Genomic DNA, 16,079 nt, shown 5'->3' with positions numbered 1-16,079 from the left:
TGGAGAGAGTTTCCCTTGTTTTCATACGAAAGTAACAGCAATTACATAGAGGTGAAGGAAATGGAATTAGTAGAAATTAGACAGGAATTAGAGAAAATGGCTAAGCGATTAGCGGCTTTTAGGGGGTCTCTTTGACCTCCCTACTAAGGAGAAACAAATTGCAGAATTAGAAGAGAAAATGATGGGCGCAGGATTTTGGGATGACCAACAAGGCGCACAAGCTGTAATTAATGAAGCGAATGCGTTAAAAGATATGGTTGGAAAGTTCCGTCAGTTAGATGAGACGTTCGAAAATTTAGAAATCACGCATGAGCTTTTAAAAGAAGAGTATGATGAAGATTTACATGAGGAATTAGAATCAGAAGTAAAAGGCTTAATTCAAGAAATGAATGAGTATGAGCTTCAGTTACTATTAAGTGATCCTTATGATAAAAATAATGCGATTTTAGAATTACATCCAGGTGCAGGTGGAACTGAGTCACAAGACTGGGGTTCTATGCTATTACGTATGTACACACGCTGGGCTGAAAAACGCGGATTCAAAGTAGAAACGGTTGACTATTTACCAGGTGATGAAGCTGGTATTAAGAGTGTAACTTTATTAATTAAAGGTCATAACGCTTACGGTTACTTAAAAGCAGAGAAAGGTGTACATCGTCTTGTACGTATTTCACCATTCGATTCTTCAGGGCGTCGTCATACATCATTCGTATCTTGTGAAGTTGTACCAGAGTTCAATGATGAAGTTGAAATCGAAGTACGTACAGAAGATTTAAAAATTGATACGTACCGAGCAAGTGGAGCTGGTGGACAGCACGTAAATACGACAGATTCAGCAGTTCGTATTACACATACACCGACAAATACGGTTGTAACATGTCAGTCGGAGCGTTCTCAAATTAAAAACCGTGAGCATGCGATGAAAATGTTAAAAGCGAAATTATATCAAAAGAAACTAGAAGAGCAACAAGCAGAATTAGATGAAATTCGCGGAGAGCAAAAAGAAATCGGATGGGGTAGCCAAATCCGTTCTTACGTATTCCACCCGTATTCTCTTGTAAAAGACCATCGTACAAATACGGAGGTTGGTAACGTACAAGCTGTTATGGATGGAGAGATTGATCCATTTATTGATGCTTACTTACGTTCTCGCATCTAATAAGCGAAAAAAAGCCAACGAAATTGTTGGCGCATGCTGAGGACAATAGAGGATATAAAGAATTTGATTTTATTTTTATAGATGAAGTAAAGAGGAAGAGAAGTTGGAAACGACAACTTCTCTTTTTGATGGGATTATATGTAGATTACAATGCTGTATATTGTTTTGTAAAAAGTAGAGAATAGTAAAATAGAGCGGTAATATGGTAAAGATTTATATAGAACTTTCTAATTTTCCTTTTAAAAAGGATGCTTTATAGGAGTTTTTTAAGTTGTTCACAGAATTGAAACAACTTATGAAAGCATTATTTTATCAAGGTTCTCACTGTATTTTTGAGGAATATGAAATACACCTTAGTTTTTCTATATAAAGATAATGCTTATAATGAAAATGAGTGTGTTAGGAATAAAAAGAATATCAACAATGGGGAGCGATAGAAGTGAAAAAGAAATTGTTGGCTATTGCGCTAGGGACATCGGTTGTTTTTGCTTTAGGAGCATGCGGAAATAAAGAAGAGAGTAAGTCTTCGAAACAGTCTGCAAGCACAGACAGCGCAGAACAAATTTTCCAAAGAAGTTGTGCGGGATGTCACGCAACAGATTTATCAGGGGCAACTGGACCTGATTTAAGAAAAGTAGGCGGTAAGTACGACGCTGCAGATATCGAAGAGATTATTAAAAAAGGCCGCGGTTCAATGTCACCAGGACTTATTCAAGGTGAAGATGCGAAAAAAGTGTCTGAATGGTTAGCTGAACATAAATAAAAAAGGTGAAATGGACGAGTTGATAATATAGTCAACTCGTTTTCCTTTTTTCTGGTATGTAACATAACTGTAACAAAAATGTATCCAAATTGGAAACCGTTTGATGTTACAATGGGGTTTGTAGAATTTTGCTGAAATATATTACATAGAGTGGTATTGCTTATGAGAAAGCATAAGTAAACTATCTTCAACAAGGATGACTAAATGAAAATGAAGGATGTCTTTTGTTTTCAGATGTACAGAAAAGTATTTCGAAAAAAATCATTAAGTATTGGGTGATAAATAATGATAAAAATGACGAATGTTTATAAGGAGTACCCGAATGGTATGAAAGCCATTGCTGGTCTTACAGTTAACATTAAACAAGGTGAATTCGTATACGTAGTTGGACCGAGTGGAGCCGGAAAATCTACATTTATTAAAATGATGTATCGTGAAGAGAAACCATCTACAGGATCTATTAATGTAAATGGACTTACTATCGAAACATTGGCAGAAAGAGATGTTCCGTATTTCCGTCGTCAATTAGGCGTGATTTTCCAAGATTTCAAATTGCTACCTAAATTAACGGTATATGAGAATGTTTCGTTTGCTTTAGAAGTAATTGAAGAAGAACCGGATGCAATTCGTGAGCGTGTAACAGAAGTTCTAGGTCTTGTAGGCCTTGAAGATCGTGCAGACGCACTTCCAAGTGAGCTTTCGGGCGGGGAGCAACAACGTGTGGCTATTGCAAGAGCAATTGTAAATAGACCAAAGGTTGTAATTGCCGATGAGCCAACAGGTAACTTAGATATTGAAACAGCTCTTGATATTATGAATATTTTTACTCGCATTAATGAGCGCGGCACAACGATTGTTATGGCGACGCATAATGCAGATATCGTAAATACAATCCGTCATCGTGTAATCGCGATTGAAGGCGGAAAAATTGTTCGAGATGAGATTGAGGGAGGATACGGATATGAAGGCTAAGACCCTTAGTCGACATTTGCGAGAAGGTGTAAAGAATCTATCACGTAACGGATGGATGACATTTGCTTCTGTTAGTGCAGTAACAGTTACATTATTACTTGTAGGTGTCTTTTTAACAGCGATTATGAATATGAACCATTTTGCGACGAAAGTAGAGCAAGATGTAGAGATTCGTGTACACATTGATCCAGCTGCAAAAGAAGCGGATCAAAAGAAATTAGAAGAAGATATGAGTAAGATTGCAAAAGTAGATTCTATTAAATATTCTTCTAAAGAAGAAGAGTTAAAACGTTTAATTAAAAGCTTAGGTGATAGTGGAAAAACGTTTGAGTTATTTGAACAAGATAACCCACTTAAAAACGTATTCGTTGTAAAAGCGAAAGAACCAACCGATACAGCGACAATCGCGAAGAAGGTTGAAAAAATGCAGTTTGTTAGTAATGTTCAGTACGGAAAAGGGCAAGTTGAACGATTATTTGATACTGTAAAAACTGGTCGTAACATTGGGATTGCGTTAATTGCTGGTCTTTTATTCACAGCGATGTTCTTAATCTCTAATACAATTAAAATTACAATTTATGCTCGTAGTACAGAAATTGAAATTATGAAACTTGTTGGTGCAACAAACTGGTTTATTCGTTGGCCATTCTTGCTAGAGGGGTTATTCTTAGGAGTATTAGGATCAATTATTCCAATTGGCCTAATTCTAATTACGTATAATTCGTTGCAAGGTGTGTTTAATGAAAAACTTGGCGGAACAATTTTCGAGCTTCTACCATACAGTCCATTCGTATTCCAATTAGCTGGTTTACTAGTGTTAATCGGTGCTTTAATCGGTATGTGGGGAAGTGTAATGTCAATTCGTCGCTTCTTAAAAGTATAAAAAGTTGCAAACATAATTCGTACAAGCTTATCATATAGTAGAAATAGGTAAAGGCATCACACAATGTGTGATGCCTTTTGCTACACCACCTGTGTGTTTTGGAAAGGGGAATTCCGCATTGAAACGTAGAGTTGCAATTATTGGAATGGTTGTTGCATTTTTAATTGGTGCTGGCGGAATGTTTGCAGGCATGTCTGTATTTGGGGTTAACCCATCAGAAGTAACGCAAACAATTTCGAGTGGGAATGCTAGCACTGCGCAAGGGAATTTGGCAAAAATTAATGAGGCGTATGCACTAATTGATTCACGTTATGTGGAAGACGTGAAAGATGAAAAGTTAGTTGAAGGTGCAATACAAGGTATGTTGTCTACGCTGAAGGACCCTTATTCCACGTATATGGATAAAGAAACAGCCAAACAGTTTAGTGAATCGCTTGATCCCGAATTAGAGGGGATTGGGGCTGAGGTGAACAAGACGGACGGTAAGCTTATTATCGTATCGCCAATTAAAGGTTCACCAGCAGAAAAGATAGGAATTAAACCGAATGACCAAATTTTATCTGTAGATGGAAACAGTGTGAAAGACTTATCACGTGAAGAAGCAGTATTAAAAATTCGTGGTAAAAAGGGAACGACTGTCGCAATTGAAATTAAACGTGCGGGAGTAACTGATCCGATTGTATTTAAAATTAAGCGTGAAAAGATTCCGATCTTTACAGTGTTTAGTTCTGTGAAGCAAGAGAGCGGAAAAGATATCGGTTATATGCAAATCACTTCTTTTGCTGAAAATACAGCGAAAGAATTTAAGGATCAGTTAAAAGAGTTAGAGAAGAAAAATATAAAAGGCTTAGTTATTGACGTGCGTGGTAATCCTGGTGGCTACTTAAATAGTGTAGAAGATATACTAGGGGAAATTATGACGAATAAAAAGCCGATGCTACAAGTAGAGCAGCGAAATGGTGAGAAGAAGAAATTCTCTACGGAACTGAAAGAGAGAAAACCATATCCAATTTCAGTATTAATTGATAATGGAAGTGCTTCTGCTTCAGAGATTTTAGCGGGTGCGCTAAAAGAAGGAGAAGGATACGATTTAATTGGTGAAAAGACATTTGGTAAAGGTACTGTCCAGCAAGCTGTTCCATTTAAAGACGGCAGCAACATTAAATTAACGATGTTTAAATGGTTAACGCCGGATGGGAACTGGATTCATAAAAAAGGAATCGCGCCAACAGTAGAAGTGAAGCAACCAAATTATTATCATGCGACACCAATTCAAATTGAAAAAACACTTTCATACAATTCAAATGATGTACAAGTAAAACATGCTCAGGAAATGCTTAAGAGCTTAGGTTATGTACCAGGTCGTGAAGATGGATACTTTAGTAAAGAGACAGAATCGGCTCTGAAAGCATTCCAAAATGCAAATGAAATGGAAGCGACAGGACAGCTTGATAAAAAGACAGCTGAAGCGATTCAAACTAAAATTATCGAAAAAATCCGTTCTGGAGAAAATGATCTACAATTACAGTCAGCATTAAAATTAATGGCAAAATAAGAAGAAATACAGGCAGTTTGCTGCCTGTATTTTTTTGTGTTAAACAAACGTTTGTTTAGTTATGATAATATAAAAAGAAAGAATGATATAAATGGTGGTGAATGAGTTCGTGGAGGCGTGGATTTTTGAAATAATGCGGGCAGTTGGACGTTTTTTCTTACACCCTGCTGTCTATATATTTGTAATAAGTAGTATCTTCGTTGGATACTTACGTATGTTAAGAGAACGAAAAGATTTTTCTTTTAAAGTTTATGATATTTGGTTTGAACTGCGAACCTCTCTATTTGCAGGGATTGGATACGGATTAGTAGTATCTATTATTACGATTGGGCTTGGACTTGTTGTTTCTAAAGCAAGCTTATGGGCCATTTTAATTTGGACGTTACTATTTGGATTAACGGCTATGTATCGATATTTATCGGCGGCTTATACATTTAGCATTGCGATTGTATGTGTTCTATTATCTTCTAAGCTACCAGTTTCCTTTTTACAGCTTCGAGAAGGTGAAGAGAGTACCATTGTATCCCTTGTTATTTTACTAGGCGTTATGCTTATTGTAGAAGGCTTATTGATTTCTAAAAACGCAGTAGGATATTCGACGCCGAGGATTAGGCAGGGGAAGCGTGGATTAAAGATTGGTTTACACGAATCAAAGCGTTTATGGATCGTTCCTATTTTTATTCTTGTACCGGGTGATGCGGTAACGCAGTTTATTTCATGGTGGCCTGTCGTTTCAATAGGTTCAAATACATATTCTCTATTCCTCGTTCCATTTTTAATTGGATTTATGAGAAATATTAAAAGTTATGAGCCGACGGAAGCTTTATTATTTACAGGAAGACGGGTTTATGGGTTAGCAGGACTTGTGCTCGTTTTAGGAATCGCAAGTTACTGGTGGCACGTACTTGCAATTATCGCGATGGGAGTCGCTATGCTTGGGCGTTTCACAATTTCGATGCAAGAAAAAATTGCCGATGAAACAAGACCAGCGTATTTTGCTGCACGCAATGATGGGCTCGTTGTACTAGATACAATTCCAAATACAATTGGAGCAGAGCTGAAATTACTGCCTGGAGAAATTATTACGAAAGTAAATGGAGTCATTCCAAAAAGCGCCGAGGAATTTTATGATGCGCTTCAAACGAAGACGACAGGAGCATTTTGTAAATTAGAAGTATTAGATACAAATGGTGAGCTTCGTCTTGCACAAACTGCATTATATGCTGGTGGACATCACGAATTAGGTATTGTATTCGTTGAACAGGAGCATGAGTGGGATTCGGAAGCGATGTAACAAATAAAAGAAGAGGTTGTATAACATTGTAGTTATATAGCCTCTTCTTTTTTGATTTACGGTTTTACTTGAGCGTAATGTTGCACAACAAATTCACGAAACGTTTGTGCAGCAAGTGATAAGTAGTGTTTTTCATTCCATACTAAATGAGGTGTCCATTGGCAAACGGGTTCTTCAAGCTGGAGAAGCGTTAGCGGTGGTAATTCCTTTTTTGCTGCGATTGGTAAAAAAGCAACGCCAAGTCCAGTGCGTACTAAGCCGCTTATTGCTGCAGGTTCATCTCCTTCACATACAATGTTAGGCGTAAACCCGGCTTGTCTGCAGAAATTGTCTGTAATCTCACGGAAGCTATACCCTGGTTTTAGGGAGATAAAAGGATCGTTTGCTACTTCACTTAGCTTGATACGGTCGCGATCTTTGAGTCGATGTGTACTTGGTACAGCTAGTACGATCTCTTCAGTCATTAATGGAAGACTATAGACTCCTAGTCGATCAATAGGTGAAGGTGTGAGACAAAAGTCGATTTCGCCTTTTTCAAGAAGCTGAATTTTTAATTCCTCTGTAGATGCTTGTGTTATACGGAAATTAATGTGTGGATATAAGGCTAGAAAAGGCGCTAGCAATTCAGAGACACGATTTAAAGTTGTAGTAGCTACTAAAACACTTCCTCGTTCTAATCCAGCCATATCTGTAACTTGTCGTTTACCAGTTTCCAGAGCCTCAAGGGCCGTATCCACTTGTTTGAGAAAAGTTTTTCCGAAAGCATTTAGGCGAATTTGACGCCCAATTCGGTCAAATAAGGGAACTCCTACTTCCTCTTCTAATCGAGCGATAGTAACGCTTAAAGCTGGTTGAGAGATATGCAGTTCTTGTGCCGCTTTTGTTATATGTTCCGTCCGAGCGACTGTTTTAAAATACTTGAGCTGCAGTAATTCCATAAAATATGTTCACCTTCTCTTATATACTTGAAGTTATTAATATGATAATTATTTTATATTTTTGTTTATCAATAATCAATTTTATAATATGAGTGTGAAAAGAAATACTGTAAAAATTTATATATAGATAAAAAATGAGGTGGATAATTTTGGATATTCAAAAATATTTAGAGCATATTCAATCTGAAAAAAGAGAGGTGAGTTTCTCTTACTTATCTCATCTTCAAAAGCAACATGTACTCAACGTTCACTTTGAGAATCTTGATATTCTTGCAAGAAAACCTCTATCTTTGCGTAAAGAAGATTTATATCAAAAAATTGTTCATGCGAAGCAGGGTGGCGTGTGCTACGAGTTAAACGGAATATTTTATTTTCTGCTAAAAGAATTAGGATTTGATCCCTATCTTATGGCAGGGACTGTATATGTAAGAGAAGGAATGTGGGCTCTTGAAAATGCTCATTTATTCATAATCGTATCAATTGATAATAAAGAGTATTTGGTGGATGTAGGTATGGGCGGTAATTCACCACGAATTCCTGTCCCGCTGAATGGAGAGGAAGTTGTGGATAGTGATGGTCTTTACCGAGTAAATAAAGACGAGACAACATCATTTTATTATTTGCAAAAAAAGACTGATGATAAGTGGGAAATTCTATATCGTTTTGAGCAGCCTTCTCATAAATGGAACCTAGAGAACATTCATCCAATTTGTGTTTTAACTGAAACAGCTCCAGATTCGATGTTCAACAAAATGTATTTCCTTTCAAGAGTGACAGAAAATGGGCGTATTACTTTGCTAGGAGATATGCTGATTATCGTTAACGGAAAAGAGAGAATAAAAGAAAAACTAAAAAAACATGAGATTGAAGAAACGGTTCGTCGTTATTTTCAAATCCAAATATAATGAGAAAATTTTAGGGAGGGTTTATGTATGACTTTAGATTTACAAGTTCAATCGTTTCTTGCGCAAGGTGGAAATTTGAATACACTTACAGGAGAAGAGCACGGAGAAGCAAAAGCTGTATTTAAGGTGGAAGATTTCTATATCCCTGTGAAGGACGGTGAAATTAAACTTCGAGTTTATACACCGAATGAAAAGGAATCATTACCTGTTTTTGTATATTTACATGGTGGTGGATGGGTAGCAGGAGATATTCAGGCTGTAGATACTTTATGCCAAAATATAGCGCATGACGCGGAGTGTATAGTTGTTGCGGTAGAGTATCGCTTAGCTCCTACGCATAAATTCCCGGTTCCGTTAGAAGATTGTTATGAAGCTACTAAATGGGTAGCTGAAAATAGTTCTATGCTTAATGCAGATAAAACAAAAATCGCAATTGGTGGAGATAGTGCTGGTGGAAATATTGCAGCAGCAGTTGTTATTATGGCTCAAAAATTCAACAATCTTTCATTGGTGGCTCAAGTATTAGTTTATCCTGTAGTTGATCTTACTTTAACTTTCAAAGCACAATCATATCGAGACAATGCTGAAGGTTATTTACTTACAACTGAAGGAGTTTTTTGGGCAACACAAATGTATTTACGTGACGAAATTGATAGGTACAATGTCTTTGCATCCCCTTCAGTGAATAATGAGTTAGAGAATTTGCCACCAGCGCTTATTATTACAGCGGAATATGATCCACTACGAGATGATGGCGCTGCATACGCAAAACGTTTAGAGGCAGCTGGGATTCCTGTAGAATATAAGTGCTACGAAGGGATGGTCCATGGTTTCTTCTGGATGGCGGGCATTATGGATAAAGGTCTCCAAGCACGATTACAAGTTTCAAATTATTTAAAGAGTGTATTTGTGGGGAAATAGAAGGGCATCTCTACTAGTAGAGCACCTTTGTTTTAATAAGATACGTAACATATAGAAAAAAGCCTAATTTCTCATTGGTATAAATGGGGAGTTAGGCTTTTTCAGATTTGTTCATTTTTGTAGTTTCATAGACGGATAACTTGAATAATTATTTGATAATGGTTATCATTTAGGGAGTCTTTTTAATTTTGGAAAATGGAGGTAAAATATGCTGCGTAAATTTTTCTCGTACTATAAACCGTATAAAGGTTTATTTATACTCGACTTTTCTTGTGCGGTTGTCGCAGGATTATTAGAACTCGGCTTCCCGCTTATCGTAAATCAATTTATTGATAAGTTATTGCCAGGGCAAAACTGGACGCTTATTTTATGGGCTTGTTTCGGTTTACTCGCAGTTTATATGTTAAACGCAGGCTTACAATATGTCGTTACATATTGGGGACATATGCTTGGTGTTAACATTGAAACAGATATGAGGCAGAAATTATTTGATCATATTCAAAAGCTATCATTCAGATTTTTTGATAATAATAAAACAGGTCATTTAATTTCACGCCTTACAAACGATTTAATGGAAATTGGGGAAATTGCTCACCATGGACCAGAAGATTTATTTATCGCCGTAATGACTTTAGTTGGGGCATTCTCATTTATGATGATGATCAACTGGAAGTTAGCGTTATTAACGTTCTTCGTCATTCCATTCCTATTATGGTTAGCGCTGTACTTCAATAAAAAAATGACAGGTACATTTAGACGTTTATTCTCAGATGTTGCTGATTTTAATGCATGCATTGAGAACAATGTAGGGGGCATTCGTGTTGTACAAGCATTCGGAAATGAAAAGTTTGAGAAAGAGCAATTCGCTGTGAACAACGCTCGTTTCCGTACAACGAAATTAATGGCGTATAAAATTATGGCTTTAAATTCATCGATTAGTTATATGCTCATGCGTCTCGTAACGCTCTTCGTCTTAATATGCGGTACATGGTTTGTTCTGCAAGGAGAATTAACGTACGGTGGATTTATCGGATTCGTTCTATTAACGAATATTTTCTTCCGCCCAATTGAAAAAATTAACGCGGTAATCGAAAGCTATCCGAAAGGAATCGCCGGTTTTAAAAGATATGTAGAGCTTCTTGAAACAGAGCCTGACATTGTAGATTCTAAAGATGCAATGGAAGTGAAGCATGTACACGGTGATATTCAATATAACAACATTACGTTTGGATATGAAAACAAAGAACCGATTTTAAATGACATTAGTTTGAAAATACATGCAGGTGAAACAGTTGCGTTCGTTGGACCATCAGGAGCTGGGAAAACGACGTTATGTAGCCTATTACCACGTTTTTATGAGCAATCATCTGGATCGATTCAAATTGATGGAATTGATACGAAAGATATGACATTATCTTCACTTCGTAAGCAAATTGGAATTGTGCAGCAAGACGTGTTCTTATTCTCAGGAACAATTCGTGAAAATATCGCTTACGGAAATTTAAAAGCATCAGAAGCTGAAATTTGGCAGGCAGTAAAACGTGCGCAATTAGAAGATTTAATTTACTCACAGCCGGACGGTTTAGATACTGTTATCGGTGAGCGCGGCGTGAAACTTTCAGGTGGACAAAAGCAGCGTCTAGCTATTGCTCGTATGTTCTTGAAAAACCCTCCAATTTTAATATTGGATGAAGCAACTTCTGCATTAGATACAGAGACAGAACTTGCGATTCAAAAATCGCTTGCGGAGCTATCTGTTGGCCGTACAACATTAGTTATCGCTCACAGACTTGCAACGATTAAAAATGCAGATCGCATCGTCGTTGTAAATAAAGATGGTATTGCAGAACAAGGTTCACATAATGAATTAATTGAGCAAGGTGGAGGATACAGTAGGTTATACGAAGCTCAGTTTAGTTCGTAAATATAATTTGTACAGAATTAGTGCACCATAAGTAGGTAAAAATCTCATATGGGAGGCTATAAAGTATGATTGTAACAACAACGTCTACAATTCAAGGAAAAGAAATTATTGAGTATATCGATATCGTCAATGGAGAAGCGATTATGGGCGCGAATATCGTTCGTGACCTTTTTGCCTCTGTCCGTGACGTTGTCGGCGGTCGTGCTGGCGCTTATGAAAGTAAATTAAAAGAAGCGCGTGACATCGCAATGGAAGAGATGAAAACTTTCGCAAGACAAAAAAATGCAAATGCAATTGTCGGTATCGACGTGGATTATGAAGTAGTTCGCGAAGGGATGCTAATGGTTGCAGTGAGCGGGACTGCTGTTCGTATTTAAAGTAAAAAGCCGTGCTAATGCACGGCTTTTTATATTCTATGTCGAAGTTTCAATATTTCTTGGGAAATGCGGAAGGCCTTGTCGATATATAGGGAAGACATTAGAGCGCTTCCTTACATTTCCGGATTTGAGCTAATAATGTTTCGTATTCTTGGTTGAGAGATGTGATGTCATCGTGATGATTTTGTATGGAAACTCGGCCAATGATTTCTGTTAGTTTTGTTTGTAATCGTAATAGTTCTTGTTCAGTAACGTTTACAGAATCCCCCGTTGTTCTTTTTGTGTATTGTTCGTAATTACCGTGGAATACCCTTGGTTCACTCTCGTCTACTTGTAGAATATGGTCTGCAACAGAGCGAATAAAGGCACGATCATGGCTAATGAAAAGTATTGTACCAGGGTATTCTTGTAACATGATTTCTAATTCTTCTTGCGTCGCTAAGTCTAAATAGTTTGTCAAACTTATTTCAGCTTGTGATTTTTGAATTCGTTATTATAAACTTGTGCCTTAGCTAGCGCCTCAGCATCGTTTTTAATTTCATCCAGTCCATTCGCATCTCCAATAACATAACCTTCAAATGAAGAACCAACAAAATCAAAGATATATTGGAATTGAGCAATAAGCGGTAATGCTTTTAGCTTTGGATTATCCCCGCCAACGATGACAACATACATTTTTTTGCCTTTCATTTTTTCTTTGAAATGAAGAGATGTATCGCGCAAGCTTTGTGACCAGCGATCAACAAAGTTTTTCATATGTCCACTCATTCCGTACCAATATAATGGTGTAGCAAAGATAATCGTGTCGTGCTCTAGCATGCGTTTGGTTAACTGCTCATAGTCATCATTTACGGATTGGAATCCTTCTGCATCATGACGTTGGTCTGTAATAGGATAGACGGTATGATCACGCAAATAAATTTGTTCTGTTTCAATGTCCTCTATCATCATATGTGTTAAAGCTTCTGTATTTCCGTTTTGTCTTGAACTGCCATGTATAACAAACATGTAATCATTCCTTTTCTTTTGCTTGTTTTAGGAGTGAAACGTGTTTTTGCAAATTCGCTTGGATGTTGGAAAGTAATGTGATTTGCTTTGTTACTTCATTGAGTTTATCTTCGTAAAGCGTAAGGATACTGCTACACGGATTGTCGTACAGGTGCGGTTCAATTTCAAGGCAGCGCAGCATCCTTGCCGTCTCTTCTAAATTTAAGCCAATTTGTAAGTACATTTGAATAAGCTCCACTTTTTCGATGGCACTTTCATCAAAATCACGGTAACCATTTGCAAGGCGCTTAGAAGGGAGTAAGCCCTTTTCTTCGTAATGTCTTAGTGATCTTTCACTAACGCCAGTTTTTTTTGATAATTCTCCAATTCGCAATGCGTTTCACTCCTTCTACATGTATTGTAAACCTTCACACTAATGTGAGGGTCAACTCTGTTTTTTCGCAAAAGAATCTACATGATTTAAGAACACTTGAATGGCTTTAGATGGAATGAAATATTTACCGCGTACGATGGAAAACGGACGGATTAGTTGTTCATTTGGAACTTCGACGTGGAATAGTTCTTTTGCTAATAGCTCTTTCCGTACAGTCCAATCAGAAAGGATAGCGATGCCAAGCCCGGCACTAACAGCTTCCTTTACGCTTTGGATACTACTGAATGTAAAGAATCGTTTCATTTTTAAATGGTGTTGATGAATAAAGCGGTCACTATAAGCGCGTGTACCAGAACCACTTTCTCTTAATACCCATACTTGATCTTGGAGTGTACTTTCATTTATTTCATTTGTGCGGAGTAATGGATGATTTGGCGGGACGACGAGCTTCATTTCATCTTGCATAAATGTTTCAACATCTACGTCGGCGTATACGACTTGTCCTTCCACTAGGCCGATATCAATTTGATTAGAGCGAAGGCTTTGCAAAACGTCTTCTGTATTTGAGATGAAAGTATGAACTTCGACGTGTGGATTTTCATTCGCATAGTTAGCCAGTATTTTTGGAAGTAAGTATTCGCCAATTGTAAAACTAGCACCAATGCGAAGTGTTCCTGTTACAACGTTATGTAGTTCATTAATTTCTTGTTTAGCATCTTCGTAAAGAGAGAGCATTTGCTTTGCATGTATATATAATATGTTTCCAGCTTCCGTAACTTGGACGTGCTTCGGGGAGCGTTGAATAAGTGTAGTGTCAAATTCGTTTTCTAAGTTGCGTATATGCATACTTACTCCAGGCTGTGAAAGGTTTAATAATTCTGCTGCACGGGAGAAGTGTTTCTGTTCAACGACAGTAACAAAAATTTTTAAAATGTCTACGTTCATATAATGGGCTCCTTTCTTTTTCTATCATCTTATCATAAGTATTTCTGATGATAGAGATTTGGTATTGGTATTAAACTTATTATAGAAACTTTCTTATAATGTAAGTAGAAAGAACATGCATGTTCCAATACGATTATTGGAGTGGTTCAAAATGGAACAAACACTTGTTATACAAAAGAAGAAGCGTTTTGGATTTTCGCAAGGAATTGGGATTACATTATTAATCGCAATTGCCGCGAAATATTTAGCAGAGCTTCCATTTTTAAATATTATGGGACAATTAGTAATTGCTATTCTAATTGGGATGGTTTGGCGCGCTGCAATTGGAGTTCCTCACGATGCGATAGCAGGAACGAACTTTGCGAGTAAGAAGTTGCTGCGCTTTGGGATCATCTTACTTGGAATGCGATTAAATCTTGTTGATATTGCGAAGGCGGGACCGAAAGTATTGGTCATCGCGGCGGTTGTTATTACATTTACTATTTTTGTTGTATACGGACTAACGAAAGTATTTAAAGTAGAAAAGAAACTTGGGATTTTAACAGCATGCGGTACGGCAATTTGCGGCGCAGCCGCGGTCGTGGCAATTGCACCGCAAGTCAAAGCGAAGGACGATGAAACAGCAGTTGGGGCAGCAATCATCGCGATTTTAGGTACCATATTTACGCTTATTTATACGTTATTATATCCGGTGCTTGGTTTATCTCCGTACGGTTATGGTGTATTCTCAGGTGCGACGCTTCATGAAATCGCTCATGTCATCGCAGCTGCGGCGCCAGGAGGAAGTACTGCTGTAGACATCGCAGTTATTGTGAAGTTAACGCGCGTAGCAATGCTTGTGCCAGTAGCGATTTTAATTGGTCTATGGTTTGGTAAGAGTGAAGGTAGCAAAGAAAAGAAATCGTGGCGCGAACTTCCAATACCATGGTTCATTTTCGGGTTCTTAGCGATGAGTGCAGTGCATTCGCTCGGGATTATTCCAGAAGTTGTTGCGGGATACATTGTTGTTCTTGCTTACATGCTTATCGCAATGGCGATGGCAGGGCTCGGTTTAAATGTAGAGTTTAAAACGTTCCGTAAATTAGGAAGTAAAGCATTTGTGGCGGGGCTGATTGGCTCGGTTTGCTTATCGGTTCTTGGATACGTTCTTGTATATGCGTTAGGATTTATGTAGTAGAGGAGAAAGCTGTTCCCGAAGGTGTTTGGGGACAGCTTTTTCTTATGATTATAGTAGCGCTACGGATGTCGATATATTTGGAAAATCGCCGATATAAATGGAGTTGCGCTGATATATTTAGAAAATCGCTGATATAAATTGAATTACTCTTGTACTTTGTTAGAGTAGATGTTCAATGAAACATTTTTCTAAAATTTGTAAAGATATCTTTACTTATAACTGGAAAATATTTATAATTTAAGTAAAGATATCTTTACTTTTGAAGGTGGATCCTATGGGTGTGAAAAATAAAATAAAAGAGTTAAGAAAGCAAAATCATATAACACAAGTTGAAATGGCAAAGGCGATGCAGGTGACGCGGCAGACGATAGTGGCGATTGAAAATCATCATTACAATCCGAGTCTAGAGTTATCTTTAAAAATTGCCAAATATTTTGGAGTGAAGGTGGAGGAAATCTTTACGCTGGAGTAAGGAGAAAGAAAATAAATGATAAGCTTGAGAGATTTCAATTAGAGTAAACGTTTAAATATATAAGGATTGGTTTTGATTTATTAATTAGTATCGCATCAACGAGTGTGTCAGCAACAAGGAATAATAGATAGAAAAAGGGGAACTGGGATGGGATTACCGGTGTTATGTGTCGCTACAGCTATATTTTCGCTTCTTTGGGGAATGCAAAACTTTTCTCGTAATCCAGTGCCGAGTATTTGTATTATGATTGGTACTGTAGGTTTATCGTATTATTTATTATTATTAGCTCATTATCATAAAACGGCAACGAGTGTTGTTGTTGGAGCACTTATTTTATTTTGTGGGCGCGCCATACAAAAGGGGTTATTTCCATAAAAGCTGTTTATACATTTTGTATAAACAGCTTTTTGTAT

At 37.4% G+C, this 16,079-nt stretch carries 18 protein-coding genes; 13 read left to right on the top strand and 5 right to left on the bottom strand.

Annotated features, from left to right (window positions below; all coding sequences use genetic code 11):
* The first annotated feature begins 60 nt into the window (after window positions 1-60).
* From prfB to GD442_RS25290, 6 genes are all read left to right on the top strand, one after another.
* A protein-coding gene (gene prfB / locus GD442_RS25315; RefSeq protein WP_096001716.1) for a peptide chain release factor 2 occupies window positions 61-1,159 on the top strand; the annotation gives its coding sequence in 2 pieces (ribosomal slippage) (window positions 61-132 and window positions 134-1,159; 1,098 coding nt in all).
* A 439-nt stretch (window positions 1,160-1,598) separates the two neighbouring features.
* The gene (gene cccB, locus GD442_RS25310) at window positions 1,599-1,922 is read left to right on the top strand and encodes a cytochrome c551 (RefSeq protein ID WP_000727971.1); all 324 of its coding nucleotides are present in this window, start codon (window positions 1,599-1,601) and stop codon (window positions 1,920-1,922) included.
* A gap of 285 nt (window positions 1,923-2,207) precedes the next feature.
* A complete protein-coding gene (ftsE, locus tag GD442_RS25305) occupies window positions 2,208-2,894 on the top strand; it encodes a cell division ATP-binding protein FtsE (protein WP_000594321.1) in 687 nt (228 codons plus the stop codon).
* Window positions 2,884-3,777 carry a permease-like cell division protein FtsX gene (gene ftsX / locus GD442_RS25300; RefSeq protein WP_000645027.1) on the top strand — a complete coding sequence of 298 codons (894 nt, stop codon included), beginning with the start codon at window positions 2,884-2,886 and terminating at the stop codon, window positions 3,775-3,777. Before ftsE ends, ftsX begins: the two co-directional genes overlap by 11 nt.
* 118 nt (window positions 3,778-3,895) lie before the next feature.
* Window positions 3,896-5,332: a S41 family peptidase gene (locus GD442_RS25295; protein ID WP_000830313.1), complete on the top strand. Its 1,437-nt coding sequence runs from the start codon at window positions 3,896-3,898 to the stop codon at window positions 5,330-5,332.
* Window positions 5,333-5,423: 91 nt separating this feature from the next.
* Window positions 5,424-6,626, top strand: coding sequence for a PDZ domain-containing protein (locus tag GD442_RS25290; protein WP_033687181.1), 1,203 nt, complete (start codon window positions 5,424-5,426; stop codon window positions 6,624-6,626).
* Window positions 6,627-6,682: 56 nt separating this feature from the next.
* Here GD442_RS25290 and GD442_RS25285 read toward each other — a convergent pair whose 3' ends face one another.
* On the bottom strand, window positions 6,683-7,564 hold the full coding sequence (locus tag GD442_RS25285) for a LysR family transcriptional regulator (RefSeq protein ID WP_048538373.1): 882 nt from the start codon (window positions 7,562-7,564) through the stop codon (window positions 6,683-6,685).
* 149 nt (window positions 7,565-7,713) lie between these two features.
* Here GD442_RS25285 and GD442_RS25280 point away from each other — a divergent pair, with 149 nt between their 5' ends.
* The 4 genes from GD442_RS25280 to GD442_RS25265 all read left to right on the top strand — a co-directional run bounded on the left by GD442_RS25280 (window position 7,714) and on the right by GD442_RS25265 (window position 11,691).
* Window positions 7,714-8,469 carry an arylamine N-acetyltransferase family protein gene (locus GD442_RS25280; RefSeq protein WP_048538374.1) on the top strand — a complete coding sequence of 252 codons (756 nt, stop codon included), beginning with the start codon at window positions 7,714-7,716 and terminating at the stop codon, window positions 8,467-8,469.
* 27 nt (window positions 8,470-8,496) lie between these two features.
* Complete coding sequence (locus GD442_RS25275; RefSeq protein WP_017656399.1) at window positions 8,497-9,390, top strand: alpha/beta hydrolase; 894 nt, start codon at window positions 8,497-8,499, stop codon at window positions 9,388-9,390.
* A 208-nt stretch (window positions 9,391-9,598) separates the two neighbouring features.
* Entirely contained in the window at window positions 9,599-11,314 is a 1,716-nt protein-coding gene (locus tag GD442_RS25270) for an ABC transporter ATP-binding protein (protein ID WP_000944620.1), read from the top strand.
* Window positions 11,315-11,379: 65 nt separating this feature from the next.
* Complete coding sequence (locus GD442_RS25265; RefSeq protein WP_000637523.1) at window positions 11,380-11,691, top strand: heavy metal-binding domain-containing protein; 312 nt, start codon at window positions 11,380-11,382, stop codon at window positions 11,689-11,691.
* Between the two features lie 100 nt (window positions 11,692-11,791).
* On the opposite strand, the gene GD442_RS25260 is transcribed toward GD442_RS25265, so the two are convergent.
* From GD442_RS25260 to GD442_RS25245, 4 genes are read right to left on the bottom strand one after another with little or no spacing between them, the layout of a single operon-like run.
* Window positions 11,792-12,151 carry a macrolide transporter gene (locus tag GD442_RS25260; protein WP_017656400.1) on the bottom strand — a complete coding sequence of 120 codons (360 nt, stop codon included), beginning with the start codon at window positions 12,149-12,151 and terminating at the stop codon, window positions 11,792-11,794.
* Between the two features lie 2 nt (window positions 12,152-12,153).
* Window positions 12,154-12,699 carry a flavodoxin family protein gene (locus GD442_RS25255; RefSeq protein ID WP_048538375.1) on the bottom strand — a complete coding sequence of 182 codons (546 nt, stop codon included), beginning with the start codon at window positions 12,697-12,699 and terminating at the stop codon, window positions 12,154-12,156.
* A gap of 4 nt (window positions 12,700-12,703) precedes the next feature.
* A complete protein-coding gene (locus tag GD442_RS25250; protein WP_048538376.1) occupies window positions 12,704-13,072 on the bottom strand; it encodes a MerR family transcriptional regulator in 369 nt (122 codons plus the stop codon).
* 51 nt (window positions 13,073-13,123) lie between these two features.
* Window positions 13,124-14,017 carry a LysR family transcriptional regulator gene (locus GD442_RS25245; RefSeq protein ID WP_017656402.1) on the bottom strand — a complete coding sequence of 298 codons (894 nt, stop codon included), beginning with the start codon at window positions 14,015-14,017 and terminating at the stop codon, window positions 13,124-13,126.
* Window positions 14,018-14,168: 151 nt separating this feature from the next.
* Here GD442_RS25245 and GD442_RS25240 point away from each other — a divergent pair, with 151 nt between their 5' ends.
* From GD442_RS25240 to GD442_RS25230, 3 genes are all read left to right on the top strand, one after another.
* Window positions 14,169-15,191: a YeiH family protein gene (locus GD442_RS25240; RefSeq protein ID WP_000438432.1), complete on the top strand. Its 1,023-nt coding sequence runs from the start codon at window positions 14,169-14,171 to the stop codon at window positions 15,189-15,191.
* Between the two features lie 277 nt (window positions 15,192-15,468).
* Window positions 15,469-15,666 (top strand): helix-turn-helix transcriptional regulator, encoded by a 198-nt coding sequence (locus GD442_RS25235; protein WP_000538364.1) that lies wholly within the window; start codon window positions 15,469-15,471, stop codon window positions 15,664-15,666.
* Between the two features lie 147 nt (window positions 15,667-15,813).
* Window positions 15,814-16,041: a hypothetical protein gene (locus GD442_RS25230; protein ID WP_000524139.1), complete on the top strand. Its 228-nt coding sequence runs from the start codon at window positions 15,814-15,816 to the stop codon at window positions 16,039-16,041.
* Window positions 16,042-16,079 lie beyond the last annotated feature (38 nt).

Origin of the sequence: Bacillus sp. A260 (assembly GCF_009861435.1) — a bacterium.
GTDB classification, from domain to species: Bacteria; Bacillota; Bacilli; order Bacillales; family Bacillaceae_G; genus Bacillus_A; species Bacillus_A cereus.
Note: the sequence above shows the minus strand (reverse complement) of the source record. Positions and strands in the feature narration are given on the sequence as shown.